The following is a 25,174-nucleotide window of genomic DNA, read 5'->3' as shown; positions in this document are numbered from 1 at the left end:
CGGACATCATGAGCTTCCTCGACTACGCACCCGCCCCCGAGTCGCGGGCGATCCTCTCCCTCCGCGACAACTACGGCCTCTTCATCGACGGCGAGTTCGTCGACGGCCGCGGCGAACCGTTCCAGACCATCAGCCCGGCGACCGAAGAGCGCATCGCGATGATCGCCAACGCGAACGCCGCCGATGTCGACGCCGCGGTGGCCGCCGCCCGTCGCGCCTACGATCGCACCTGGTCGAAGATGAGCGGGCGCGACCGCGGCAAGTACCTCTTCCGCATCGCCCGCCTCGTGCAGGAGCGGGCCCGCGAGCTCGCCGTCGCCGAGTCGCTCGACAACGGCAAGCCGATCAAGGAGTCGCGCGACGTCGACGTGCCTCTCGTCGCCGCCTGGTTCTTCTACTACGCGGGCTGGGCCGACAAGCTCGATCACGCCGGCCTCGGCGCGAACCCGCGCTCCCTCGGCGTCGCCGCGCAGGTGATCCCGTGGAACTTCCCGCTGCTCATGCTCGCCTGGAAGATCGCCCCGGCGCTCGCCGCCGGCAACACCGTCGTGCTGAAGCCCGCCGAGACGACGCCGCTGACGGCGCTCATCTTCGCCGAGATCCTGCAGCAGGCCGAGCTTCCGGCCGGTGTCGTGAACATCATCACCGGGGCGGGCGACACCGGAGCAGCGCTCGTCTCGCACGACGGCGTCGACAAGGTCGCGTTCACCGGCTCGACCGGCGTCGGCCGCGCGATCGCCAAGCAGGTCGCCGGCACCGACAAGAAGGTCACGCTCGAGCTCGGCGGCAAGGCCGCGAACATCGTCTTCGACGACGCACCGATCGACCAGGCCATCGAGGGCATCGTCAACGGCATCTTCTTCAACCAGGGGCACGTCTGCTGCGCCGGCTCGCGGCTCCTCGTGCAGGAGAACATCCACGACGAGGTCGTCGAGCGACTGAAGCTGCGCCTCTCGACCCTGCGCCTCGGCGACCCGCTCGACAAGAACACCGACATCGGCGCGATCAACTCGAAGGAGCAGCTCGAGCGCATCCGCACCCTCTCCGACATCGGAGTGGCGGAGGGCGCCGAGCGCTGGACCGCCCCCTGCGACATCCCCGAGAACGGCTTCTGGTTCGCCCCGACGATCTTCACGGGCGTGCAGACCTCGAGCCGCATCGCGCGCGAGGAGATCTTCGGCCCGGTGCTGTCGGTGCTGACCTTCCGCACCCCTGCCGAAGCCATCGCCAAGGCCAACAACACGCCCTACGGACTCTCCGCGGGCATCTGGACCGACAAGGGCAGTCGCATCCTCGCGGTCGCCGACCAGCTGCGCGCCGGCGTGATCTGGGCCAACACCTTCAACCGCTTCGACCCCTCGTCGCCGTTCGGCGGCTACAAGGAGTCGGGATACGGCCGCGAGGGCGGCCGCCACGGCCTCGCCGCCTACCTCGCGCCCGCTCCCATCGGCCAGTCGTCGACGGGTCGTGCGGCGATCGCCGGCGCGGCATCGACCGCAGCCATCGAAGCGGATGCCTCGGCGCCCGCGAAGCGCTCGCGGGCCGCGAAGCCCGCCCGAACGCTGCAGAACCGATCAGCCAAGGCCGCGACGAAGGGATCGAAGCGATGAGCCGCCTCGCCGTGCCGAAGACGTACAAGCTCTACATCGGGGGAGCGTTCCCGCGCAGCGAGTCGGGCCGCACCTACGAGGTGCTGGCGGCCGACGGCTCGTTCCTCGCGAACGCCGCGCTGGCCTCCCGAAAAGACGCCCGCGACGCGGTCGTCGCCGCACGTGCCGCCGTCTCCGGCTGGTCGGGCGCCACCGCCTACAACCGCGGCCAGGTGCTCTACCGCATCGCCGAACTCCTCGAGGGGCGTCGCGCGCAGTTCGTCGCCGAGATCGAGGAGGCCGAGGGGGTCACGCGCGCCGCGGCATCCGCTCAGGTCGACGAGGCGATCGACCGCTGGGTCTGGTACGCGGGCTGGGCCGACAAGTTCGCCCAGGTCGTCGGCAACGCGAACCCCGTCGCCGGACCGTACTTCAACATCTCGGTGCCCGAGCCGACCGGCGTCGTGGCGGTCGTCGTGCCGCAGGACTCCTCGCTCCTCGGCTTCGTCTCGGCAGTGGCGCCGGCGCTCGTCGCCGGCAACTCGGTCGTGGCCATTGCGAGCGAGCGGTTCCCGCTCTCGGCGATCAGCCTCGCCGAGGTGCTCGCGACCAGCGACGTGCCGAAGGGCGTCGTCAACGTGCTCACCGGTTCGCCGGCCGAGATCGCGCCGTGGCTCGCGAGCCATGCCGATGTCAACGCCATCGACCTCGTGGGTGCGGGCGCCCTCGACTGGATCTCGCTCGAGATCGACGCGGCCGACACGCTGAAGCGGGTGCTGCGACCGGAGTCGGGCGCGGATGCCGCTGCGCCGGCGCTCGGCCGCATCGCCGCGTTCACCGAGACCAAGACGGTCTGGCACACGAAGAGCCTGCGTTAGGAGCACGATGTCCGGACGCAATGGCGCGTCAGACGAGCGGGGCCGCCTCGCGACCGATCCGTTCGAGTACCGCATCACGAAGCATGGCGGCGTGATCGTCTCGCGCGGCGGTCATGCGGTGATGACCGTCGGCGGGCGCGATGCTGCCCGGCTCGTCGCCGGCCTGCAGCGCGCCGACGATTCACAGGTGCAGCACCTTCTCGCGCGCGCGAGCGGCAACTATCGTCGAGGCAACGAACGCTCGTAGTCCCGTTCGTCGGCCGTTGGGAGTTGCGTGTGCGTGTGCTCGTCACCGGGGCGACCGGATACATCGGCGGACGACTCGTGCCCAGGCTGCTCGCCGCCGGACACGAGGTCCGCGTGTTCGCCCGCCGTCCCGAACGTCTGCGAGACGTGCCGTGGCGCGGCGACGTCGAGGTCGTCGCGGGGGATCTCGCCGATCGGGACTCCGTCGACGCAGCGATGGAGGGCGTCGACGTCGCCTACTACCTGGTGCACTCCATGGGTGGCGGCCAGCGCGATTTCGAGGCGGCCGAGCAGCGCATCGCCGAGAACGTCGCGAGGGCCGCGCGGCAGCATCGGGTGTCCCGGCTCGTGTACCTCGGCGGGCTGCACCCCGAGGGCGAACGGCTCTCGCAGCACCTGCGCTCGCGCACACAGGTCGGAGCGGTGCTGCTCGCCTCCGGCGTGCCGACGATCGCGTTGCAGGCCGGTGTGATCATCGGCTCGGGGTCGACCTCGTTCGAGATGATCCGGCACCTCACGGAGGTGCTCCCGTACATGCCCGCACCGCGCTGGGTGCGAAGTTTCATCCAGCCGATCGCGGTGCGTGACGTGCTGCACTACCTGGTCTCCGCCGCCGAGGTGCCGCTCGAGGTGAGCGGTGCCTTCGACATCGGTGGTCCCGACATCCTCCGCTATGGACAGCTCATGAACGGTTACGCGGTCGAAGCCGGGTTGCCGCAGCGACCGATTGCGGCCCTGCCCGTCCTGACACCGTGGCTCGCGGGGCAATGGGTCAATCTCGTGACCCCGATCCCGCGTCGTGTCGCCGTGCCGATCATCGAGTCGCTCCAGTTCGACTGCGTGATGCGCGATCACGACATCGACCACGTGATTCCGCCGCCCCGGGAGGGGCTGCTGCCCTACCGGGTCGCGGTGCGGCTGGCACTCGAGCGCGAGCGGGCCGGCGAGGTCGAGACGAGCTGGCGCAATGCCGAGGTGGCCGGAGCGCCGAGCGACCCGCTGCCGAGCGATCCCGAGTGGGCGGGGCACACGGTCTATCTCGACGAACGGGAGCGTCGCGCCTCCGCTCCCGTGCACGAGCTCTGGCGCGTCATCGAGGGCGTGGGCGGCGAGAACGGCTGGTACTCGTTCCCGCTCGCCTGGGCGGTGCGCGGGTGGGTCGACAAGCTCACGGGCGGCGTCGGCCTCCGCCGAGGACGGCGTGATCCCGAGACGCTGCACGTCGGCGACGCCGTCGACTTCTGGCGCGTCGAGGCGATCGACCGCGGGAGCTTCCTCCGTCTTCGTGCCGAGATGCGCGTGCCGGGGCGAGCCTGGCTGGAGCTCGAGGCACGGGCGGTGCCGGGCGGTGCCGAGTATCGCCAGCGTGCGGTGTTCTTCCCGAAGGGCCTCTCGGGTCGCCTGTACTGGTGGGCGATCTTCCCCTTCCACGGCATCATCTTCGCGGGCATGGCGAACCGCATCACCGCCGAGGCCGAGGCCGCGGCCCTGCGCTTCGAGCAGCGTGGCTCAGGGGACTGAACCCACAACGAGCCCGCCGGCCACTGCTCGGCGTACCCGCACGCCGTCGAGTCTGCCGCCGCTGATCGCCCCACGAACGGGAGGTAACGAAACGGTAACGGTGTTGCTAGAGTGACCTGCACCGATCGCGCAACGGCGCGCGACGGTGGAAAGGCCCGAACCCGTGTTCCACCCCTTCGACACGGTCGCTTCGGCGACCCGGCGTCGGCGGCCGGCCCCAGCCGTCCCTGCCGCCCGAACGTCCGAACCAACCAGCCCCCGACGCCGTCGGCGCCTGGTGAGCCCACCGCCTCGAGCGGCGCGGATCAGCCTCGCGAGCCTCGCCGCCGCCGTGCTCGCCGGGCTCCTCCTCTTCGCCCAGGTGCCCCCGACCGTCTACGCGATCGACGTGTTCGGCGCGCTCCGCGAGCCCGGAGAGCCGGCCTTCACGGTCGGCCATCGCGGCGACCGGGCCGCCGCCCCCGAGAACACCATGCCCTCCCTCGAACTCGCCATGGACGAGCTCGCGTTCGTCGAGACCGACGTGCAGCTCACCCGCGACGGGGTGCCCGTGCTGTTCCACGACACGACGCTCGAGCGCATCACGGGCGACACCCGTTCGATCGGCGAGCTCGATGCCGCGGTCGTCGAGCGGCTCGACGCCGGCGCCTGGTACGGCGCCGAGTTCGCGGGCACCCGCATCCCGACGCTCGATGCCTTCCTTGAGGCCCTCGCCGAGCGCGACGAGGCCCGGGCACTGATCGAGCTGAAGGCCGATTGGGGCGTCGAGGGCATCCGTGCGGTGACCGGGCTCATCGACGTCCACGGGCTCCGCGGGCGGGTCGTGCTGCAGAGCTTCAGCCTCGAGACCCTCTTCACGCTGCAGCGCGTCGCGCCGACGATTCCCCGCATCATGCTCATCCGGGAGCTTCCGGCGAACCCGCTGCCGATGGCCGAGCGGCTCGGGGTCATCGGGTTCGGCACGACCGTGGAGTCGGTGACCGCCCAACCGGCGGCGCTCGTGGCCTTGCACGAGGCCGGCATCGCGGTGCTCTGCTACACGCTCAACAGCCACGAGCACTGGGAGGAGGTGAGCGCGCTCGGGGTCGACGGCATCATCACCGACGAGCCGAGCGAGCTCGACGACTGGCTGGCGGTCACGGCGCCGGGCACGTGATCGCGCACTCAGTCGGTGGATGCGGCCTCGATGCCGAGCGCTGTCGCCGCCTCGGTGAAGACGCCGTGCATCGTGGGGGAGAAGAGCACGAAGCGGATGAGCTCCGGCGCCGGTGAAGCAGCCGCCGTCGAGAGCGCCACGCGCGCGGCATCCGCTGCAGGCCAGCCGTAGACGCCGGCCGAGACGGCGGGGAGGGCGACGGAGGCGGCCCCGAGCGACTCGGCGAGCTCGAGCGAGTTGCGGTAGGCGTCGGCGAGCAGCGCCCGCCTGGCGTCGGCCTCGGGGCCGTCACCGGGCCAGACCGGGCCGACCGTGTGGATGACCCAGCGCGCGTGAAGCCGACCGGCGGTCGTCGCGACGGACTGGCCCGTCGGCAGGCCGTCGGGCAGCGAGGTCGCGCGAAGGCGACGGCACTCGGCGAGGATCTCGGGGCCGCCCGCCGCGTGGATCGCACCGTCGACACCGCCGCCGCCGAGCAGCGAGGAGTTGGCCGCGTTCACGATGGCGTCGACCTGCTGCACGGTGATGTCGCCCGTGACCAGCTCGATGCGCGGCATCCGCCCGCCTACCCCCGGTTGTTGGAGAGCTCGAAGATGCGCACGAGTTCGGCCACTGCGGCGTCGCGCTGCTCGCCGCCCGCGTCGTACATCTCGGTCACGTGCGTGCGCAGGTGATTCTCGACGAGGAGCTTGTTGAGTGAGCCGAGCGACTTCTGCACGGCGAGCGAGAGGGTGATGATGTCGACGCAGTAGTCGTCGTTGTCGATCATCTTCTCTATGCCGCGCAATTGGCCCTCGATGATCTTCGTGCGGTGCAGTGCGCGCTTCTTGATGTCCTCGATCACGTGAACAGGATACCGCGTTTGCGCCAGATACCCCAGGGGGGTACTGTTGGGACTCGGTCATCAATGAAGGAGAGTGACGGATTTGCTGAAGCACGAGACCCGCACGATCGACCTCGGCATCGAGGGCATGACGTGTGCGAGCTGCGTCTCGAGGGTCGAGAAACGCCTCGGCAGGCTCGAGGGCGTCGAGGCCGAGGTGAACCTCGCGACCGAGAAGGCGCGAGTGTCGTTCCCGTCGACGACCTCGATCGACGACCTCGTCGAGGCGGTGCGTGCCGCGGGCTACACCGCGCACGTTCCTGCCGCTCCGACGGAGCAAGGGCTCGGCGACGCGGGTGGACGCGCCGAGATCGACTCCGCTCCGCACGGCGCGTCGGAGCACGGCTCCGACGCCGCCGGGGCGGGGGAGCGCGGCACCGCAGCGGCATCCGACCCGCTCATGACCCGCCTCGTGGTGTCGGCCCTGCTGACCGTGCCGGTCGTCGCGCTCGCCATGGTGCCCGCGCTGCAGTTCACGTACTGGCAGTGGTTCTCGCTCATGCTCGCGGCTCCGGTCGTCGTCTGGGGCGGCTGGCCGTTCCATCGTGCGGCGGCCGTCAACCTGCGGCACGGCTCGCTCACGATGGACACGCTCGTCTCGCTCGGCACGCTCACCGCGTTCGCGTGGTCGCTCTGGTCGCTCTTCTTCGGGCACGCCGGCATGCCGGGCATGACGCACGAGTGGACCTTCGGGGTGCGCGGCACGCCCGGCGGCGACATCTACCTCGAGGTGGCGGCAGGCGTCATCACGATCCTGCTGCTCGGGCGTGTGCTCGAGCACCGTTCGAAGCGGCGCGCCGGTCAGTCGCTGCGCACCCTGCTCGACCTCGCGCCGCGCGAGGTCTCGGTGCTGCGGGGCGAGGCGGGCGACGAGCGCGAGGAGCGGGTGCCGATCGCGGCGCTGCGCCCCGGCGACCGCTTCGTCGTGCGCCCCGGCGAGCGCATCGCCGCCGACGGCATCGTCGTGCGCGGTGAGGCGGGTGTCGACGAGAGCATGCTGACCGGCGAGCCCGCACCCGTCGACGTGGCGCCCGGGGTCTCGGTGACGGCGGCGACCATCGTGCACGGCGGCAGCCTCGTGGTGGCGGCCGAGCGCGTCGGCACCGACACGCGGCTCGCCCAGATCGCGCGTCTCGTCGAGGACGCGCAGCTCGGCAAGTCGCGCGCGCAGCGCCTCGCCGACCGCATCTCGGCGGTGTTCGTGCCGATCGTCATCGCGCTCGCCGTGGCGACGGCGATCGTCTGGGTCGCGACGGGGAGCCCCGTCGAACAGGCCATCACCGCGGCGGTCGCCGTGCTCGTGATCGCCTGCCCCTGCGCGCTCGGACTCGCCACGCCGATGGCGATCCTCGTCGGCACCGGGCGGGGCGCCGAACGCGGCATCCTCATCACCGGACCAGAGGCGCTCGACCGTGCGGGCGACGTCGACACGATCCTCCTCGACAAGACCGGCACGCTGACCACCGGCCGCATGAGCCTCGCCGGGGTGACGACCGCCGACGGCGCCGATGGGACCGACCGCGTCGAGGGCGTCGCCGCCCTCGACCTCGCGGCGGCGCTCGAGCGCGGCTCCGAGCACCCGGTCGCGCGGGCGATCGTCGACGGGGCGGATGCCTCGGGCTCGACCTGGCGCGGCATGCAGGTGCACGGCTTCCGGGCCCACGCCGGGCTCGGAGTCACGGGCGTCGTCGACGGCGTGGACGCTGCGGCCGGGCGCCCGGCGTTCCTCGTCGAGCTCGGGTACCGCATGCCGGCGGCACTCGAGGCTCGGGCGGCGGCCTCCGACCACACCCTCGTCGCCGTGGGCGCCGCTGGAGCGGTGCGAGCCCTGATCGAGGTCGGCGACCGGGTGCGCGACGGCGCCCGCGACGCGGTCGACCGGCTCCGTGCGCTCGGGCTCCGACCGGCGCTCGTGACCGGGGACGCCGAGCGCCCTGCCGCCCGGGTCGCCGCGGCGCTCGGCATCGACGAGGTGCACGCGGGCGTGAGCCCCGAGGGCAAGCTCGCGATCGTACGTCGCGAACAGGCCGAGGGGCGCCGGGTCGCGATGGTCGGCGACGGCGTGAACGACGCGGCAGCGCTCGCAGCGTCCGACCTCGGCATCGCCATGGGCGGAGGCACGGACGCCGCAGCCTCGGCGAGCGACCTCGCACTCACGCGCGACGAGCCGGGCGCGATCGCCGACGCGATCTCGCTCGCCCGGGCGACGCTCCGCACGATCAAGGGCAACCTGTTCTGGGCGTTCGCCTACAACGTGGCGGCGATCCCGCTCGCGGCGGCGGGGTTCCTGAACCCGATGATCGCGGGCGCCGCAATGGCGTTCTCGAGCGTGTTCGTCGTGCTGAACAGCCTCCGGTTGCGCCGGGCGTGAGGTTCTCGCGCGGGCCTCGATCGGTGATCGCCGATCGGGGCTCGCGCCCGCGCTAGCGTAGGGGCATGCGCCGCTCCCGAACCGCACTCATCGGCACGGCGGCTGCCGCCATCGGGCTCATGGCCGCGCTCGCCTCGGCGCTCCCGGCCGCGGCGGCCGCGACCGCCGACCCGGGCACCGCACCAGCAGCGTCACGATCGATCGCCGCGCCTGCGGCGGCCGTCATCAGCGGGGCGTCGAGCGGCCTCGACGACTTCACGTTCGATTCCTTCGACGCCGTCTACGAACTCTCACGCGACGAGGGCGGGCACTCGGTGCTGGACACGACCGAGACGATCGTCGCGCGGTTCCCCGAGTTCGACCAGAACCGCGGCATCCGGCGGGCGATCCCGAGCTCCTACCGCGGGCACCCCACTGACATCGAGCAGATCACGGTCACCGACGGCACCGGTGCGCCGCGTTCGTTCGAGGTCGAGGAATCCGACGACGACGATGACGGGGACTTCCTCTTCGTCACCGTCCGCGCCGAGGACTTCGTGCACGGCGAGCAGACCTACGTCATCGGCTATCGGCAGCACAACGTCACGCTGCAGCCCGACGATGCGAACATCGACGAGTTCACCTGGGACGTCAACGGCACGGGGTGGGCACAGCCGTTCGGACGGGTGAGCGCCGAACTGCACCTGAGCGACGACATCGCCCCGGCGCTCACGGGCGCGGAGGCCTGCTATCAGGGCCCAGAAGGCGCGAGCGCGCCCTGCGATTCGCTCGAGCAGCAGCAGCAGCCGCCGGTGATCACGGCGGAGGCGCTCGACCTGCAGCCGTTCCAGACGCTCACCCTCTCGGTGGCGTTCACCGAGGGCACCTTCGTGCCGCGCGACGAGTCGTTCGGCGCCTCGCCCGCGGCGATCGGCGGCGCGATCGCAGCCGTGATCGCCCTGCTGTCCGCCACCGCGGCGCTGTTCCTGCGCGTCACCCGTTGGCGCAACCATCCCGGGCGCGGCACGATCATCGCCCAGTACGAGCCGCCGGCTGGCGTCTCGACGCTCGTCGCCGCCGACCTCGTCGGTGCGTCGACGAAGGGCGTGACGGCCACGATCCTCGAGCGGGCGGTCGCGGGGCAGTTGCGCATCGTCGAGTCCGGCAAGAAGAAGTACGCCGTCGAGTACGTGGGCGCCGGCGACCAGGGAGACACCGACGCCGATGCGGTCGTCTCGGCGCTGTTCGGCGTCCGCCGGGCGGGGGAGCGGCGCGAACTCGCGAACGACACCGCGCTCGGCAAGCGCCTGTACGCGATCAATCAGGCCGTCGGCAAGCATGTGGTGTCGGCGGGTCTGCGGCGCCGGCCGGCCGTCGGGGTCCGCGTGCTGCTCTTCGTCGTGGCCGCCGTCGCCGCGACGCTCTCGTTCGTGCTCGGCGTCATCGCGCTCGACAATCAGATGGGCGGGTTCTGGCCGGCGATCTGCTTCGTCGTCGCGATCCTCGCGGCGGTGGTGACGCTCCTCGCCGTCGCCGGGGTGCGCCCGCTCACCGAGCAGGGCCGAGCGTTCCGCGACCGCCTCGAGGGACTGCGCCTCTACATCCGGCTCGCCGAGGCCGACCGGCTCCGCGTGCTGCAGAGCCCGAGCGGCGCGCTCCGGGTGGAGCGGCCCGCATCCGATGGCGGGGCCGCGTCGACGGATGCCGGCGCGCCGGTCTCGACCGTCGCCCTCGACCCGGTCACGGTGCTGAAGCTCAATGAACGGCTGCTGCCCTACGCCGTGCTGTTCGGCCTCGAGCGCGAATGGGCCGAGGTGCTCTCGGCACTGCACGAACAGGTCGGCACCGAGCCCACGTGGTACTCCGGCTCCAGCGGATTCAACGCCGGAGTGCTCGCCTCGGGCATCTCGTCGTTCTCCTCGGCCTCGAGCTCGTCGTGGTCCGGTTCGGCGTCGAGCTCGGGGTCGAGCAGCTCGGGCGGCGGCGGGTCCGCGGGCGGCGGAGGCGGCGGCGGAGGCGGCGGCGGGGTCTGACCGTCACCGTGTCGCGGGCCCTCGTTCGCGGCAGCTACTCGACGGCGGCGCCCGGTTCATCACCGAGATCGACCCGGCGCTCGGCGTCGACGCCGGGCACCTCGTCGTCGAGACTGTCGTCGATCGCACGTTCGTCGTCGTCGGCAGCGTCGTCGAGTTCCTCGAACTCCATGTCTTGCGACACCGTGAATTCGTCATCGGGCGAGAGGTCGTCGCCCGCACCTGCGAGACCGTCCATGAGGCAAGGGTAGGCCTGTCGCGCCGATCTTGCACGGGGTTGCGGCTAGACTGGCTGTGCGCACGACGAATCCGTTCTTCGTCCGACCGCGCGAGCTGGGTGTGAATGAACCCGAGTTCGCGTGCTGCTCGGTTCGGGATTCGCGCACCGCGGGCCATCGACCAGTTCGGTGCCGCCGAGCGGTCTCGAACATCTCACGATGTCGAGGGGGGTGCCGGATCCGGCACACAAGGATTCGGCCCAGACACTGGAGGACCATTGGCCCAGACGAGGCAGCGGCAGCGCACGCGTTCGCGTGACGATGACGCACCGATCATCCCGATCCTCGCGCGCAAGGTGCGCGAGGTGGAGCAGAAGGCGCAGAAGGGCAAGCTCGGCCCGACGAACCGCACGAAGTTCCAGGTGATCGCACTCCTCATGCGCGAAGAGCGCGCACGGGTCAAGGCCGACACCGAGATCACGGATGCCGCGCGCTCCGAGCTCCTCAAGCGACTCGACGGCATCGCGCAGATCCTCGCGAAGACCGCCGCCCGCGACACGAGCCTCATCGCGCTACTCGAGCCCGACGCCTCGATCTCCACGGTCGCGCAGCGGTTCCGCCGCGACTGGCTGCTCGAGTCCGGCGCCGAGCTCTCGCCCGACGAGCTCATCATCACCCGCGAGGCCGAGGTGAAGCCCGTGCTCAGCGAGAACCAGGTGATCCCGGCATCCGTGCGCTCGCGGCAGCTCGCGAGCCCGTTCCTCGCGCCCGACTTCTCGAAGGTGGCCGCTCCGGTCGTGCCGGTGCGCCGGCTCGCCAACTGGGAGCTGCTCGGTCCGCTGTTCAAGTCGTTCGAGGTCGGCTCCGGCGGTCAGGCCGCCACGATGGAGCTGCCCGAGGCGCCCAAGGTCGATCGGCTCGCGCCGCGCGGCCTCGAGCTCATGAAGCATCAGGCGCGGTTCATCGAGAGCGCTCGGCTGGGGCACCGCACGTTCCTGCTCGCCGACGAGCCGGGTCTCGGCAAGACCGCGCAATCGGTGCTCGCGGCATCCGTCGCCGGCGCCTACCCGCTGCTCGCGGTCGTGCCGAACGTCGTGAAGATGAACTGGGCGCGCGAGGTCGAGCGGTGGACCCCGCATCGCCGGGCGACCGTCATCCACGGCGACGGCGACACGCTCGACGCCTTCGCCGACGTCGTCGTGGTCAACTACGACGTGCTCGACCGGCACATGGCGTGGCTGTCGACCCTCGGGTTCAAGGGCATGGTCGTCGACGAGGCGCACTTCATCAAGAACCTGCAGTCGCAGCGCTCGAAGAACGTGCTCGCCCTCGCCGACAACATCCGCCGTGCCGCGCCCGGCGGGGACCCGCTGCTGCTGGCCCTCACCGGCACGCCGCTCATCAACGACGTCGACGACTTCCGTGCGATCTGGAAGTTCCTCGGCTGGATCGAGGGCGACAAGCCCTCGCCCGAGCTGCTCGGCAAGCTCGAGGAGACTGGGCTCACGCCCGCCGAGCCCGGCTTCTACAGCGCCGCACGCCGCGCCGTGATCGACCTCGGCATCGTGCGTCGCCGCAAGGTCGACGTCGCCGCCGACCTGCCCGCCAAGCGCATCGCCGACCTGCCCGTCGAACTCGACGACGAACTCGGCCGCTCGGTGCGCGCCGCCGAGCGCGAGCTCGGCAACCGTCTCGCCGGGCGCTTCCGTGCGCTCGTCGAGGCGCGGCACCTGCGCGTCGGCGACCTCGACGAAGACCAGCGCGACCAGTTCATCCGCGCCGTCGCGAGCGCCGAGCTCGAGGAGTCGAAGGCGACGAAGTCGGGCGAGAACGTCTTCACGATGGTGCGGCGCATCGGCCAGGCCAAGGCCGGGCTCGCCGCCGACTACGCGGCCCAGCTCGCGCGCTCGGTCGGCAAGGTCGTCTTCTTCGCCAAGCACATCGACGTCATGGACCAGGCCGAGGCGGCCTTCGCCGCTCGCGAGCTGCGCACCGTGTCGCTGCGCGGCGACCAGACGGCGCTGCAGCGCCAGGCCGCGATCGACGCGTTCAACAATGACCCCGAGGTCGCCGTCGCCGTCTGCTCGCTCACCGCGGCGGGCGTCGGAGTCAACCTCCAGGCCGCGTCGAACGTCGTGCTCGCCGAGCTCAGCTGGACCGCTGCCGAGCAGACGCAGGCCATCGACCGCGTGCACCGCATCGGTCAGGACGAGCCCGTCACCGCGTGGCGCATCATCGCCGCGCACACCATCGACGCGCGCATCGCCGAACTCATCGACTCGAAGCAGGGGCTCGCCGCCCGTGCGCTCGACGGCAGCGACGTCGAGCCCGGCTCGGCCGACTCGGTGCAGCTGGACGCCCTGCAGCACCTGCTGCGGCAGGCGCTCGACGGCGCGCTGTAGCGGGCACTACCGGCGCGAGCGTGGCCGGGCGCACAGCCCGGCACGCCGCGCTGTCGGCGTCGTAACGGGAAGTCGAGGTTCGCTAGACTTCCGGAGTCGTGCCCCGATGAAGCGGCTCCGGCGACGAACCCCCAGAGCAACAAGGAGTCCCACGAGCATGAAGATCGGCATCCTCACATCGGGCGGCGACTGCCCCGGCCTCAACGCGGTCATCCGCGGTTCCGTGCTGAAGGGCGTCATCTCGTACGACACCGAGTTCGTCGGCTTCCGCAACGGCTGGCGCGGCGTCGTCGAAGAGGACATCGTGCCCATCGTGCGCCACGACGTGCGCGGCCTCGCCAAGCAGGGCGGCACGATCCTCGGCTCGAGCCGCACCAACCCGTTCGAGGGCGAGGGCGGCGGCCCCGAGAACATCCAGCGCATGCTCGACCGCAACGGCATCGACGCGATCGTCGCGATCGGCGGCGAGGGCACGCTCACCGCAGCCCGCCGCCTCTACGACGAGGGCGGCATCAAGGTCATCGGCGTGCCGAAGACGATCGACAACGACCTCGCGGCGACCGACTACTCGTTCGGCTTCGACACGGCCGTGCAGATCGCGACCGAGGCCATCGACCGCCTGCGCACCACGGCCGACTCGCACGGGCGCTGCATGGTGCTCGAGGTCATGGGCCGCCACGTCGGCTGGATCGCGCTGCACTCCGGCATGGCCGGCGGCGCGCACGCGATCCTCATCCCCGAGCAGCCGCAGTCGATCGAGCAGATCACCGAGTGGGTCGAGTCGGTGCGCGACCGTGGCCGGGCGCCGCTGGTCGTCGTCGCCGAGGGCTTCAAGTTCGACGACATGGCCGAGGCGCACTCGCACAAGGGCCTCGACGCGTTCAACCGCCCCCGCCTCGGCGGCATCGCCGAGCTCATCGCTCCCATGATCGAGGAGCGCACGGGCATCGAGTCCCGCGCAACGGTGCTCGGCCACATCCAGCGCGGCGGCGAGCCGACCGCATTCGACCGCGTGCTCGCGACGCGCCTCGGCATGGCCGTGGTCGACGCGGTCTACGACGGCGCTTGGGGCTCGATGGTCACGCTTCGCGGCACCGACATCCAGACCGTCTCGATCGCCGACGCGGTCGGCACCCTCAACCAGGTGCCGCAGTCGCGGTACGACGAGGCGAAGATCCTCTTCGGCTGAGCGTGCCGCTGCCCCAGGTGTGCGTCTGCTACCTCCTGCGCGAGCACGGAGGCCGCCTCGAGGTGCTCCTGGGGCGCAAGAAGCACGGCCTCGGCATGGGCTACTTCGTCGCGCCCGGCGGCAAGCTCGAGCCGGGCGAGTCGGCGACGGATGCCGCGGTGCGCGAGGTCTTCGAGGAGTCGGGTCTCGTCGTGGCACCCGAAGACCTCGAGTCTCGCGGCATCCTGAGCTATCTCTTCCCGCACCGGGAGTCGTGGAGCCAGGAGTCCAACGTGTTCGTCTGCCGCAGCTGGACGGGGGAGCCCGTGCCGTCGGACGAGCTCGACCCCGTGTGGTTCGACGTGCGCGAGATCCCGCTCGACGAGATGTGGGACGATGCGAGTCGGTGGCTGCCCGACGTGCTCGCGGGCGGCACGGTGCGGCGCACCTTCGTGTTCGGCGCCGACCTCGCTACGGTGGTGGAGGAGCACAGCACCGTCACGTAGGATCGATTCGTGCATGGCGGACCTGCTTCTGCAAGGCACGTCCCTTGAACATCTGGTGAAATCCCTCAGTCAGGGAGTCACCGATCCCAGAGAAAGACGCCGGTGGATCTCACCCTCATCGTCGTGCTGGTCATCGCACTGGCGCTCTTCTTCGACTTCACCAACGGATTCCACGACACCGCCAACGCGATGGCGACCCCCATCGCCACGGGTGCGCTGAAGCCCAAGGTCGCCGTCGGCCTCGCCGCCATCCTGAACCTCGTCGGCGCATTCCTCTCGACCGAGGTGGCCAAGACCATCTCGGGCGGCATCATCAAAGAGGACGACATGGGCTCGCTTGCGCCGGAGCTCATCTTCGCGGGCCTCATCGGCGCGATCGTGTGGAACATGATCACGTGGCTGCTGGGCCTGCCGTCGTCGTCGAGCCACGCGCTCTTCGGCGGGCTGATCGGAGCGGTGATCGTGGGTGCCGGCATCGGCGCGATCGATTTCGCCGTCGTGCTGTCGAAGGTCATCCTGCCGGCGCTGCTCGCCCCGGTGACCGCCGGACTCATCGCCTACACGGCGACGAAGCTCGCCTACGTGATCACCCGTCGCTACGACGGCAAGCCCGACGGGCGCGACCGCTTCCGCCACGCGCAGATCTTCTCCTCGTCGCTCGTCGCGCTCGCGCACGGCACCAACGACGCGCAGAAGACGATGGGCGTCATCACCCTGACGCTCGTCGCCGCGGGCCTCCAGCCCGCCGGCGCCGAGGTGCAGCTCTGGGTCATCGTCACGTGCGCCATCGCGATCGCGCTCGGCACGTACATGGGCGGATGGCGCATCATCAAGACCCTCGGCACCGGACTCACCGACGTGAAGCCCGCGCAGGGCTTCGCCGCCGAGACCGCCACCGCCGCGACGATCCTCGCCTCGAGCCACGTCGGCTTCGCCCTCTCGACCACGCAGGTCGCCTCGGGGTCGGTCATCGGCTCCGGCCTCGGCCGCCGGGGATCGAAGGTGCGCTGGCGCACCGCCGGCCGCATCGGCGTGGGCTGGCTCCTGACACTGCCCGCGGCCGGCGGCGTGGGTGCACTCGCGGCGGTCGTCGCCCAGCTCGGCGTGATCGGCATCATCATCGACACGATCGTCGGCGTCACCGTGATCGCCGGCATCTTCCTCTGGTCGCGTCGCAACGAGGTCTCCCACCACAACGTGGTGAGCGAGGTTGCCCACTCGGGCCGTGCGGTCAAGATCAAGCGCAACCCCAAGCCGAAGAAGAAGGTGGCCTCGTGATCGACTGGTTCGCGTTCCTCCTCGTCTTCGTCACCGCGATGATCGGCACCGTCGTCGTCGTCTCCGCGTACGCGCTCGGCGTCCGGCTCCTCACGATCTCGGGGCGTTCGCCCATCGTGACGCCGGCCGAGTTCACCGACGCGATCACCGTGGTGACGCCCGCCGAGATCCGCCAGGCTGAGAAGCGGGCGGCCAAGGCGGCGAAGAAGAGTCCGTTGAGCGAGGGCCAGAAGCGGGCCGCGCTCGTCGGCGCATGGGTCTGCTTCGCGGTCAGCGGCATCGCCGTGATCTACGGCATCTACTTGATCGTGGGCGAGCACGTCATCAAGATGTTCAGCTGAGCAGCTCCAGTCCACCCGTCGTGCCGTCGCAGGCGCGTCCCTCATCGAAGGTTCCCGGATGACCACTGAAACGACCCCCGAGACGACTCCCGAAGCGGCCGCCGAGTCGGCGCCGCAGCACGAGGGGCCGTCGAACCCGATCGATCGATTCTTCGAGATCACCAAGCGCGGCTCCACGGTCGGCACCGAGGTGCGCGGCGGCATCGTCACCTTCGTGACGATGGCCTACATCGTGATCCTCAACCCGATCATCCTGTCGGCCGGCGTCGACGTCGACGGCAACCAGCTCGGGTTCGCGCAGGTCTCGGCCGTCACGGGCCTGACCGCCGGCGTCATGACGATCCTGTTCGGCCTCGTCGCCCGGCTGCCGTTCGGCTTCGCCGCGGGCCTCGGCATCAACTCGTTCCTCGCGGTCTCGGTCGTCGGCCAGGTCACGTGGCCCGAGGCGATGGGCCTCGTCGTCATCAACGGCCTCATCATCGTGCTGCTGGCCGCGACCGGCCTCCGCCGCCTGATCTTCGACGCGGTGCCGATCCAGCTGAAGCTCGCGATCACGGTCGGCATCGGCCTCTTCATCGCCTTCATCGGGTTCGTGAACGCCGGGTTCGTCACCGCGACGGGCGCCGCTTCGCCGCCCGTCGGCCTCGGCGTCGCCGGGTCCGTGGCGACCGTGCCGACCCTCGTCTTCATCTTCACCCTGCTGCTCACGGGCGTCCTCGTGGCACGCAAGGTCAAGGGCGGCATCCTCATCGGCCTCGTCTCGGGCACCGTGCTCGCGGTCGTCGTCGAGGCGATCTGGAACCTCGGCCCGATGTTCGCGGGCGAGGAGTTCAACGCGGGCGGCTGGAGCCTCTCGGTGCCCGAGCTCAGCGGCTCGATCGTGAGCCTGCCCGACCTCTCGCTCGTCGGGCAGGTCTCGTTCGGCAGCTTCGAGCGCATCGGCGTGCTCGCCGCCGTCATGCTCGTCTTCACGCTCGTCTTCACGAACTTCTTCGATGCCATGGGCACGATGACGGGCCTCTCGAAAGAGGCGCAACTCGCCGACGCGAAGGGCGACTTCCCCCGCCTGAAGTCGGCGCTGATCGTCGAGGGCGTCGGCGCCGTCGCCGGTGGCTACGCCTCGGCCTCGTCGAACACGGTCTTCATCGAGTCGGGTGCCGGCATCGGCGAAGGCGCTCGCACGGGCCTCGCGAACATCGTGACGGGTCTGCTGTTCCTCGCCGCGATGTTCTTCACGCCGCTCGTCTCGATCGTGCCGACCGAGGTCGCCTCTGCGGCGTTGGTCATCGTGGGTGCGCTCATGATGGCGCAGATCCGGTACATCGACTTCTCGGAGTTCTCGGTGCTGCTGCCGGTGTTCCTCGCGGTCACCGTCATGCCGCTCACCTACTCGATCGCCAACGGCATCGGCGCGGGCTTCATCGCCTGGGTCGTCGTGCGTTCGCTGTCGGGCAAGGCCCGCGAGATCAGCCCGCTGCTCTGGATCGTCGCAGCCGGCTTCCTCGTCTACTTCGCACGCGGACCGGTCGAGGCGCTCTTCGCCTGACCTTCCGCCGAGACGTGGATGCCCCGGGGCCGATCGGCCCCGGGGCATCCGTCGTTCGTGCTCAGCTCGATGCGAGCCGCGCGGTCAGTTCGTGCCGCGCGCCTTGGCGATGCCGTTCATGAGGTGGTAGATCAAGATGGCGGCGATTGTGCCGAGCGCGATGCCGTTGAACGAGACCCCGCCGACCGCGAACGTGAAGTCCGCGATGCCGATGATGAGGGCCGTCGCCGCCGTGAACTGGTTCACCGGCTTCGAGAAGTCGACCTTGTTGTCGAGCCAGATCTTCACGCCGATGATGCCGATGAGGCCGTACAGCGCCGTCGTGACGCCGCCGAGCACGCCCGCCGGGATCGTGTTGATGACCTCGCCGAACTTGGGGGAGAGCCCGAGCAGCACGGCGACGATGCCGGCGATCCAGTACGCGGCGGTCGAGTAGATGCGCGTCGCGGCCATGACGCCGATGTTCTCGCCGTAGGTGGTGGTGCCCGATCCGCCGAAGAAGCCGGCGATCGTCGTCGCGAGTCCGTCGGCGAAGAGCGCACGACCGGTCGACCGGTTCACCGACGGGTCGGTCATCTGCGCGACGCCCTTGATGTGGCCGACGTTCTCGGCGATGAGCACCAGCACGACGGGCAGGAATGCGGGGAGGAAACCCCAGACGGCGGCGTCGGTGAACGGGTTCGCGGGCAGGTGGAAGGTCGGCAGGCCGATCCACGCGGCGTCCTCGATGCGCGCGAAGTCGATCTCGCCCTGGATCGCGGCGGCGATGTAGCCGATCACGACGCCCACGAGGATCGACATGCGACCGAGGATTCCGCGGAAAGCGACGCTCGCGATGATGACGGCGGCGAGCGTGATGAGCGCGGTCAGCGGGGCGAGCATGAAGTTGTTCTTCGCGGCCGGCGCCAGGTTGAAGCCGATGAGCGCGACGATCGCACCAGCGACGACGGGCGGCATGAGCACGTCGATCCAGCGCGTGCCCACCCACTGCACGAGGAGGCCGACGAGCGCGAGCAGCACACCGACGACGACGATGCCGAAGAGCGCGGCACCCATGGGGTCGCCGATGCCCTTCGCACCCATCGCGGCGCTGATCGGGGCGATGAACGCGAACGAGGAACCGAGGTAGCTCGGCACCCGGTTCTTCGTGATCACGAGGAAGAGGATGGTGCCGAGACCCGAGAAGAACAGCGTCGTCGCGGGCGGGAAGCCCGTGAGGATCGGCACGAGGAAGGTCGCGCCGAACATGGCGACGACGTGCTGGGCGCCGAGGCCGATCGTGCGGGGCCAGCTCAGGCGCTCACCGGGGGCGACGACTTCGCCGGGGTTGACGTTCTTGCCGTCGCCGTGGATGGTCCAGGGCAGAGTCATGCTGCTCCGTTTCATGGGAGTGGAGGGGTGGGGATCCATCCGATCGTATCGGGGGGATAGCCCCATACCGCGCGATTCCGCGGGTCCGTAGCGTGGAAGCACGCCCACAAACGGGCACCCACGAACAGGAGAGCAATCACATGACCACCGTCACCGACACCGCAACCCAGGCGCCGTTCGCGGAGCCGAACCCCTACGCCGCGCCGGCCGCGGAGACGAACGGGTTCAGCATCGCGAGCCTCGTGCTCGGCATCGTCTCCATCGTGGCGAGCTCCACCTTCTTCGTGCCGGTGGCCGGGCTCGTGCTCGGCATCCTGGCGCTGAAGCGCGAGCCCGCGTCGCGCACCATGGCCATCTGGGGCATCGTGCTGAACGCCGTGATGCTCGCGGGCACCGTGCTCTTCGGGATCCTCGCGATCGTCTTCGGGCTCGCGATGCTGCCGTTCGCGTTCCTCTGAGTTCGCACCTGAGACGGGCCGCCTCCTTCGGGAGGCGGCCCGTCTCCGCGTTCACGGCGGCGACGAGGCGAGCGGATGCCGCGGCATCCGCTCAGGCGTAGAAGCCGCGCAGCAGCGCCTCGGTGCCCTCGAGGTGCTCGGCCATGGCGCTCGCGGCGTCGTCGGGGCTGCCGCGGAGGATCGCGCCGACGATGGCCCGGTGCTGCTCGTTCGAGTGCGCGATGTTCGGCGCGAGCAGCGGGATGCCGTCGAGCAGCTCGTTGACCCGCATGCGCACGTCGGCGACCAGCGGGATCACGCTCGGCGCCCCGAGCACCTCGGCGATCAGCAGGTGCAGGCGGGAGTCCGCCATGCGGTACTGCTCGCCCACGGCGGCGCTGCACTCCTCGTAGGCCTGCCAGAGCCGCTCGCGGTCGTTGGCCGACAGCTCGCTCTCCGCAGCGCGGTGCGCGGCGCCGACCTCGATGACCGAGCGCAGCGCGAGCGTGTCCTCCAGCCGGCCCGAGGTCACGAACGGGTCGTCGGCCGTGCCCGGCGACGCGGGGAGCGCCACAGGCAGCTCGTCGGAGACGAAGGTGCCGCCGTAGCGCCCGCGCCGGGCCACGACCCATCCGGCGTCGGCGAGCGAGGCGATGGCCTCGCGCAGTGTGTCGCGGCTGACCTCGAGCATGCTCGCCAGTTCGCGCTCGGCGGGCAGCCGTTCGCCGGGGCCGATGAGTCCCAGCCGGATCGACTGCAGCAGTCGCTGCACCGTCTCCTCGAAGGCGTTGGCGGGGCGCGCCGGAGTGAGCAGCAGCCCGGCGCTCAGCACCTCGGCCGGCTCTGCCTGCTCGTTCTCCTGCGCGTCGCCCATGCTTCGAGCCTAGAGCGGAGTGACGTAGGCCGAGCTGATGCCGCCGTCGACGAGGAACGTCGAGCCGGTGATGAACGAGGCGTCGTCGCTCGCGAGGAACGCGACCGCCGCCGCGAGCTCTTCGGGCTCGGCGAAGCGGCCCACGGGGATGTGCACGAGCCGGCGCTGGGCGCGCTCCTGGTCCTTCGCGAACAGCTCCTGCAGCAGCGGCGTGTTCACCGGCCCCGGGCAGAGTGCGTTCACGCGGATGCCCTGGCGGGCGAACTGCACGCCGAGCTCCCGGCTCATCGCGAGCACGCCGCCCTTCGACGCGGTGTACGAGATCTGCGAGGTCGCCGACCCCAGCACCGCCACGAACGACGCCGTGTTGATGATCGAGCCGCGCCCCTGCGCGACCATGTGCCGAAGTGCCGCGCGCGAGCACAGGTAGACCGACTTGAGGTTGACGTCCTGCACCTTCTGCCAGGCGGGCAGCTCGGTCGTCTCGATCGAGTCGTCGTCGGGCGGGGAGATGCCTGCGTTGTTGAAGGCGATGTCGACCGAGCCGTAGACGCGGGCGGCCTCGTCGAAGAGATGGTCGACCTGTGCCTCGTCGGTGACGTCGACCTGCACGAAGAGACCGCCGACCAGCCCGGCGGCGACCGGTCCGGTCGTGGCGTCCATGTCGCCGATGACGACGCGGGCGCCCTCGGCGGCGAGGCGCTTGGCGGTCGCGAGGCCGATGCCCGAGGCGCCGCCGGTGATGACGGCCACACGGCCGGCGAGGCGCTGGGTGAGGTCGATGCGTGGAAGGTCGGTCATGGTGCTCCTGTCGTAGGGTTCGAGTCGTCAGTCGACGGCGAGGAAGACGTTCTTGGTCTCGGTGAAGGCGAGCGGTGCGTCGGGACCGAGTTCGCGACCGAGGCCCGACTGCTTGAACCCGCCGAACGGCGTCGAGTAGCGCACCGAGGAATGCGAGTTCACCGAGAGGTTGCCCGATTCGACGCCTCGGGCGACGCGGATGCCGCGGCTCAGGTCGCGGGTCCAGATCGAGCCCGAGAGGCCGTACTCGCTCGCGTTCGCGAAGCGCACCGCGTCGTCTTCGTCGTCGAAGGGGAAGACCGAGACGACGGGTCCGAAGATCTCCTCGCGGGCCGTGCGCGAATCGCGGGCCGGCGTGAGCACGGTGGGCGGGAACCAGAAGCCCGGGCCCGTCGGTGCGGCGGCGCGGAAGGCGAGCTCCGAGTCATCCGGAACGAAGGAGCGCACGCGCTCGAGGTGGGCGGCCGCGACGAGCGGGCCCATCTCGGTCGCCTCGTCGGCGGGGTCGCCGACCCGGACGCCGGCGACCGCGGGCTCGAGCAACTCCATGAAGCGCTCGTAGACGCTGCGCTCGACGAGGATGCGGCTGCGGGCGCAGCAGTCCTGACCGGCGTTCTCGAAGACGCCGTAGGGCGCGGTCGCCGCGGCGCGTTCGAGGTCGGCATCGGCGAAGACGATGTTCGCGCTCTTGCCGCCGAGTTCGAGGGTCACGCGCTTCACCTGGTCGGCGCAGCCCGACATGATCTGCTTGCCGATCTCGGTCGATCCGGTGAAGACGATCTTGCGCACGGTCTCGTTCGTCACGAAGCGCTGGCCCACGACCGATCCCTTGCCGGGGATCACCTGGAAGAGCCCGTCGGGCAGCCCCGCCTCGAGCCCGAGCTCGGCGAGGCGCATGCTCGTGAGCGGGGTCCACTCGGCGGGCTTCAGCACGACGGCGTTGCCGGCCGCGAGCGCGGGCGCGAAGCCCCATGCCGCGATCGTCATCGGGAAGTTCCACGGCGTGATCACGCCGACGACGCCGAGCGGCTCCTGGAAGGTGACGTCGAGGCCGCCGGCCACGGGGATCTGACGGCCGAAGAGACGCTCGGGCGAGGCCGAGTAGTACTCGAGCACGTCGCGCACGTGCCCGGCCTCCCACCGCGCCTGGCTGATCGGATGCCCCGAGTTGCGCATCTCGATGGCCGCGAGCTCGTCGACCGCACCGTCGACGGCGTCGGCGAATCGGCGGAGGAGCCGGGCGCGATCGACCGGCGCGAGGCGCGCCCAGTCGCGTTGCGCCGATGCGGCGCGGGCGATCGCGACATCCGTGTCGTCGATCGACGCGGCGGCGACCGTGGTCACGACGCTCTCGTCGGCGGGGTTGACGATCGTGTGGGTCACGACGGGGTCCTTTCGGTGTTCGCAGCGCGCGCGGCGCGGTGCCGGCGGGCGGCATCGACGAGTCCGGCGAAGAGCCGGCGGTCGGCGGCGTTCTCTTCGGGATGCCACTGCACGCCGATGCCGAACGGCACCGTCTCGAGCTCGACGGCCTCGATGACGCCGTCGTCGGTGCGCGCGGTCACCCGCAGGCCGTCGGCCACGTCGTCGAGCGCCTGGTGGTGGTAGACGTGGATCGGCAGGGGAGCGGCGGCGTCGCCGAGCACCGCCGCGAGGCGTGAGCCCGGTTCGACGGTCGCCGAGGTCTCGCCGAACTCTGCGGGCCCCGGCTGGTAGGCGTCGCTGCCGACGACGTCGGGCAGGTGCTGCACGAGCGTGCCGCCGAGCGCGACGTTCAACATCTGCGCGCCGCGGCAGATGCCGAGGAACGGCAGCTCGAGGTCGATGGCGGTCGTCAGCAGGCGGTCCTCCCAGTCGTCGCGATCGGTGCGCGGGGCGCCGGTGCGCTCGTGCCGGGCCTGGCCGTAGCGGGCGGGGTCGACGTCGGCGCCGCCCGAGACGATGAGGCCGTCGAGCGTGCCGAGCACGGCGCGCGCGGTGGCGGCGTCGGCGGGTTGCGGCGGGAGCAGCACGGCGATGCCGCCCGCGTCGGTCACCGCGTCGATGTAGACCTTCGGCAGGAACGAGGCGCGCACGTCCCACACGCCGGTCCGGGCCTGCTCGAGGTACGTCGTGATGCCGATCACCGGTGCCGGTGCCGGTGCCGCGGCCGGCGCACCCGTGATCGATTCAGAGTCGTTCGAAGCCACGCACCCGCTCCCAGTCCGTGACGGCCGCGTCGTAGGCGGCGAGCTCGATGCGCGCGTTGTTCAGGTAGTGCTCGACGACCTCGTCGCCGAACGCCTCGCGGGCGATCACCGAGCCGGCGAAGAGCTCCGCCGACTCCCGCAGCGTCGCGGGCACGCGCGCCACGTCGCTCTCGTAGGCGTTGCCCTCGAACAGGTCGTCGAGCTCGAGCTCGCCGTCGATGCCCGCGAGGCCCGCCGCGATGAGGGCGGCGACCGCCAGGTACTGGTTCACATCGCCGCCGGGCACCCGGTTCTCGACGCGCATGCCGAGCCCCCGCCCGACGACGCGCAGCGCGCACGTGCGGTTGTCGAGACCCCAGGCGATCGCGGTCGGGGCGAAGCTGCCGGCCACGTAGCGCTTGTAGGAGTTGATGTTCGGCGCGGAGAAGAGCGTGAGCTCGCGCATCGCGGCCACCTGGCCCGCGAGGAACCGGCGGAAGAGCGTCGACATGCCGTGCGGGGCATCCGGATCGCTGAAGACCGCCTCGCCGTTCGCGCCGCGCAGCGAGATGTGGATGTGGCAGCTGTTGCCCTCGCGCTCGTTGAACTTCGCCATGAAGGTCAGCGACTTGCCGTGCCGGTCGGCGATCTCCTTGGCGCCGTTCTTGTAGACGGAGTGGTTGTCGCACGTGCCGAGCGCATCCGTGTAGCGGAATGCGATCTCCTGCTGGCCGAGGTTGCACTCGCCCTTCACGCCCTCGCAGTACATGCCCGCGCCGTCCATCGAGTTCCGGATGTCTCGGAGCAGCGGCTCCATGCGCGTCGAGGCGAGCAGCGCGTAGTCGATGTTGTAGTCGCTCGCCGGCGTGAGCTCGCGGTAGCCCTTCTGCCAGGCGGTGCGGAACGAGTCGTCGAAGACGATGAACTCGAGCTCGGTGCCGACGAAGGCGGTGAGGCCGCGCTCGGCGAGGCGTTCGAGCTGCCGCTGCAGGATGCGCCGGGGCGAGGCCTCGACGGGAGCGCCGTCGAGCCACTGCAGGTCGGCCGTCACGAGCGCCGTCGCCTCGAGCCAGGGCGCCATGCGGAGCGTCGAGAAGTCGGGGATCATCGCCATGTCGCCGTAGCCGCGTTCCCAGCTCGACATGGCGTAGCCGTCGACGGTGTTCATGTCGACGTCGACCGCGAGCAGGTAGTTGCAGCATTCGGCGCCGTGCGCAGCGACGTCCTCGAGGAAGAGGCGCGCCGAGACGCGCTTGCCGACGAGGCGGCCCTGCATGTCGGTGAACGCGACGATGACGGTGTCGACGTGCCCCTCGGCGACCGCGCCGTGCAGGGCGTCGAGGGTGAGGTATCCGGTGGGTGCCGTCATCCGCTGTGCCTCCATTGGTCGTGAATGGTCGGTGATTCC

23 protein-coding genes are annotated in these 25,174 nt (G+C 70.7%); 14 read left to right on the top strand and 9 right to left on the bottom strand.

What is annotated here, in order from left to right:
* Positions 1 to 8: 8 nt before the first annotated feature.
* The 5 genes from BUR99_RS15115 (at position 9) to BUR99_RS15095 (ending at position 5,390) form a co-directional block, all read left to right on the top strand.
* Positions 9 to 1,610, top strand: a complete 1,602-nt coding sequence (locus tag BUR99_RS15115) for an aldehyde dehydrogenase family protein (protein WP_084184054.1) — start codon at positions 9 to 11, stop codon at positions 1,608 to 1,610.
* Positions 1,607 to 2,467, top strand: a complete 861-nt coding sequence (locus tag BUR99_RS15110; protein ID WP_074261212.1) for an aldehyde dehydrogenase family protein — start codon at positions 1,607 to 1,609, stop codon at positions 2,465 to 2,467. Before BUR99_RS15115 ends, BUR99_RS15110 begins: the two co-directional genes overlap by 4 nt.
* A 7-nt stretch (positions 2,468 to 2,474) precedes the next feature.
* A complete protein-coding gene (locus BUR99_RS15105; protein WP_074261211.1) occupies positions 2,475 to 2,714 on the top strand; it encodes a hypothetical protein in 240 nt (79 codons plus the stop codon).
* 29 nt (positions 2,715 to 2,743) lie between these two features.
* Positions 2,744 to 4,234: an SDR family oxidoreductase gene (locus tag BUR99_RS15100; RefSeq protein WP_074261607.1), complete on the top strand. Its 1,491-nt coding sequence runs from the start codon at positions 2,744 to 2,746 to the stop codon at positions 4,232 to 4,234.
* A 277-nt stretch (positions 4,235 to 4,511) separates the two neighbouring features.
* On the top strand, positions 4,512 to 5,390 hold the full coding sequence (locus tag BUR99_RS15095) for a glycerophosphodiester phosphodiesterase (RefSeq protein WP_084184053.1): 879 nt from the start codon (positions 4,512 to 4,514) through the stop codon (positions 5,388 to 5,390).
* A gap of 8 nt (positions 5,391 to 5,398) precedes the next feature.
* On the opposite strand, the gene BUR99_RS15090 is transcribed toward BUR99_RS15095, so the two are convergent.
* Both BUR99_RS15090 and BUR99_RS15085 read right to left on the bottom strand, forming a co-directional pair.
* A complete protein-coding gene (locus tag BUR99_RS15090; RefSeq protein WP_074261210.1) occupies positions 5,399 to 5,947 on the bottom strand; it encodes an O-acetyl-ADP-ribose deacetylase in 549 nt (182 codons plus the stop codon).
* An 8-nt stretch (positions 5,948 to 5,955) separates the two neighbouring features.
* Positions 5,956 to 6,234: a metal-sensitive transcriptional regulator gene (locus BUR99_RS15085; RefSeq protein WP_074261209.1), complete on the bottom strand. Its 279-nt coding sequence runs from the start codon at positions 6,232 to 6,234 to the stop codon at positions 5,956 to 5,958.
* A gap of 73 nt (positions 6,235 to 6,307) precedes the next feature.
* On the opposite strand from BUR99_RS15085, the gene BUR99_RS15080 reads away from it, so the two are divergent.
* The gene (locus tag BUR99_RS15080; RefSeq protein WP_327077900.1) at positions 6,308 to 8,644 is read left to right on the top strand and encodes a heavy metal translocating P-type ATPase; all 2,337 of its coding nucleotides are present in this window, start codon (positions 6,308 to 6,310) and stop codon (positions 8,642 to 8,644) included.
* A 65-nt stretch (positions 8,645 to 8,709) separates the two neighbouring features.
* The gene (locus BUR99_RS15075) at positions 8,710 to 10,656 is read left to right on the top strand and encodes a DUF2207 domain-containing protein (protein WP_074261208.1); all 1,947 of its coding nucleotides are present in this window, start codon (positions 8,710 to 8,712) and stop codon (positions 10,654 to 10,656) included.
* 34 nt (positions 10,657 to 10,690) lie between these two features.
* On the opposite strand, the gene BUR99_RS15070 is transcribed toward BUR99_RS15075, so the two are convergent.
* Entirely contained in the window at positions 10,691 to 10,894 is a 204-nt protein-coding gene (locus BUR99_RS15070; protein ID WP_074261207.1) for a hypothetical protein, read from the bottom strand.
* 258 nt (positions 10,895 to 11,152) lie between these two features.
* Between BUR99_RS15070 and BUR99_RS15065 the strand changes: the two genes are divergently transcribed.
* From BUR99_RS15065 to BUR99_RS15040, 6 genes are all read left to right on the top strand, one after another.
* Positions 11,153 to 13,276, top strand: a complete 2,124-nt coding sequence (locus BUR99_RS15065) for a DEAD/DEAH box helicase (protein ID WP_074261206.1) — start codon at positions 11,153 to 11,155, stop codon at positions 13,274 to 13,276.
* A gap of 157 nt (positions 13,277 to 13,433) precedes the next feature.
* Positions 13,434 to 14,465 (top strand): 6-phosphofructokinase, encoded by a 1,032-nt coding sequence (locus tag BUR99_RS15060; protein WP_074261205.1) that lies wholly within the window; start codon positions 13,434 to 13,436, stop codon positions 14,463 to 14,465.
* A 2-nt stretch (positions 14,466 to 14,467) separates the two neighbouring features.
* Positions 14,468 to 14,950 carry an 8-oxo-dGTP diphosphatase gene (locus tag BUR99_RS15055; RefSeq protein WP_074261204.1) on the top strand — a complete coding sequence of 161 codons (483 nt, stop codon included), beginning with the start codon at positions 14,468 to 14,470 and terminating at the stop codon, positions 14,948 to 14,950.
* Positions 14,951 to 15,052: 102 nt separating this feature from the next.
* On the top strand, positions 15,053 to 16,228 hold the full coding sequence (locus tag BUR99_RS15050; RefSeq protein ID WP_074261203.1) for an inorganic phosphate transporter: 1,176 nt from the start codon (positions 15,053 to 15,055) through the stop codon (positions 16,226 to 16,228).
* Complete coding sequence (locus BUR99_RS15045; RefSeq protein WP_234980875.1) at positions 16,225 to 16,569, top strand: peptidase; 345 nt, start codon at positions 16,225 to 16,227, stop codon at positions 16,567 to 16,569. The genes BUR99_RS15050 and BUR99_RS15045 overlap by 4 nt, the downstream gene beginning before the upstream one ends.
* 58 nt (positions 16,570 to 16,627) lie before the next feature.
* Entirely contained in the window at positions 16,628 to 18,115 is a 1,488-nt protein-coding gene (locus BUR99_RS15040; RefSeq protein WP_084184051.1) for an NCS2 family permease, read from the top strand.
* An 84-nt stretch (positions 18,116 to 18,199) separates the two neighbouring features.
* Here the strand turns inward: BUR99_RS15040 and BUR99_RS15035 are convergent, their stop codons facing one another.
* Complete coding sequence (locus BUR99_RS15035; protein WP_074261202.1) at positions 18,200 to 19,486, bottom strand: uracil-xanthine permease family protein; 1,287 nt, start codon at positions 19,484 to 19,486, stop codon at positions 18,200 to 18,202.
* Positions 19,487 to 19,626: 140 nt separating this feature from the next.
* Here BUR99_RS15035 and BUR99_RS15030 point away from each other — a divergent pair, with 140 nt between their 5' ends.
* Positions 19,627 to 19,944, top strand: coding sequence for a DUF4190 domain-containing protein (locus tag BUR99_RS15030; protein WP_143231667.1), 318 nt, complete (start codon positions 19,627 to 19,629; stop codon positions 19,942 to 19,944).
* Positions 19,945 to 20,035: 91 nt separating this feature from the next.
* Here BUR99_RS15030 and BUR99_RS15025 read toward each other — a convergent pair whose 3' ends face one another.
* From BUR99_RS15025 to BUR99_RS15005, 5 genes are read right to left on the bottom strand one after another with little or no spacing between them, the layout of a single operon-like run.
* Positions 20,036 to 20,797 carry a FadR/GntR family transcriptional regulator gene (locus BUR99_RS15025; RefSeq protein ID WP_074261201.1) on the bottom strand — a complete coding sequence of 254 codons (762 nt, stop codon included), beginning with the start codon at positions 20,795 to 20,797 and terminating at the stop codon, positions 20,036 to 20,038.
* Between the two features lie 9 nt (positions 20,798 to 20,806).
* Positions 20,807 to 21,598, bottom strand: a complete 792-nt coding sequence (locus BUR99_RS15020) for a 3-oxoacyl-ACP reductase (protein ID WP_200802751.1) — start codon at positions 21,596 to 21,598, stop codon at positions 20,807 to 20,809.
* Positions 21,599 to 21,625: 27 nt separating this feature from the next.
* The gene (locus tag BUR99_RS15015; RefSeq protein WP_074261200.1) at positions 21,626 to 22,981 is read right to left on the bottom strand and encodes an aldehyde dehydrogenase family protein; all 1,356 of its coding nucleotides are present in this window, start codon (positions 22,979 to 22,981) and stop codon (positions 21,626 to 21,628) included.
* Positions 22,978 to 23,787, bottom strand: coding sequence for a gamma-glutamyl-gamma-aminobutyrate hydrolase family protein (locus tag BUR99_RS15010; protein ID WP_074261199.1), 810 nt, complete (start codon positions 23,785 to 23,787; stop codon positions 22,978 to 22,980). The genes BUR99_RS15015 and BUR99_RS15010 overlap by 4 nt, the downstream gene beginning before the upstream one ends.
* Positions 23,768 to 25,135: a glutamine synthetase family protein gene (locus tag BUR99_RS15005; RefSeq protein ID WP_074261600.1), complete on the bottom strand. Its 1,368-nt coding sequence runs from the start codon at positions 25,133 to 25,135 to the stop codon at positions 23,768 to 23,770. The genes BUR99_RS15010 and BUR99_RS15005 overlap by 20 nt, the downstream gene beginning before the upstream one ends.
* Positions 25,136 to 25,174: the final 39 nt, after the last annotated feature.

Origin of the sequence: Agromyces cerinus subsp. cerinus, assembly GCF_900142065.1 — a bacterium.
Classification (GTDB): domain Bacteria; phylum Actinomycetota; class Actinomycetes; order Actinomycetales; family Microbacteriaceae; genus Agromyces; species Agromyces cerinus.
This window is presented reverse-complemented; position numbering and strand designations above follow the sequence as displayed.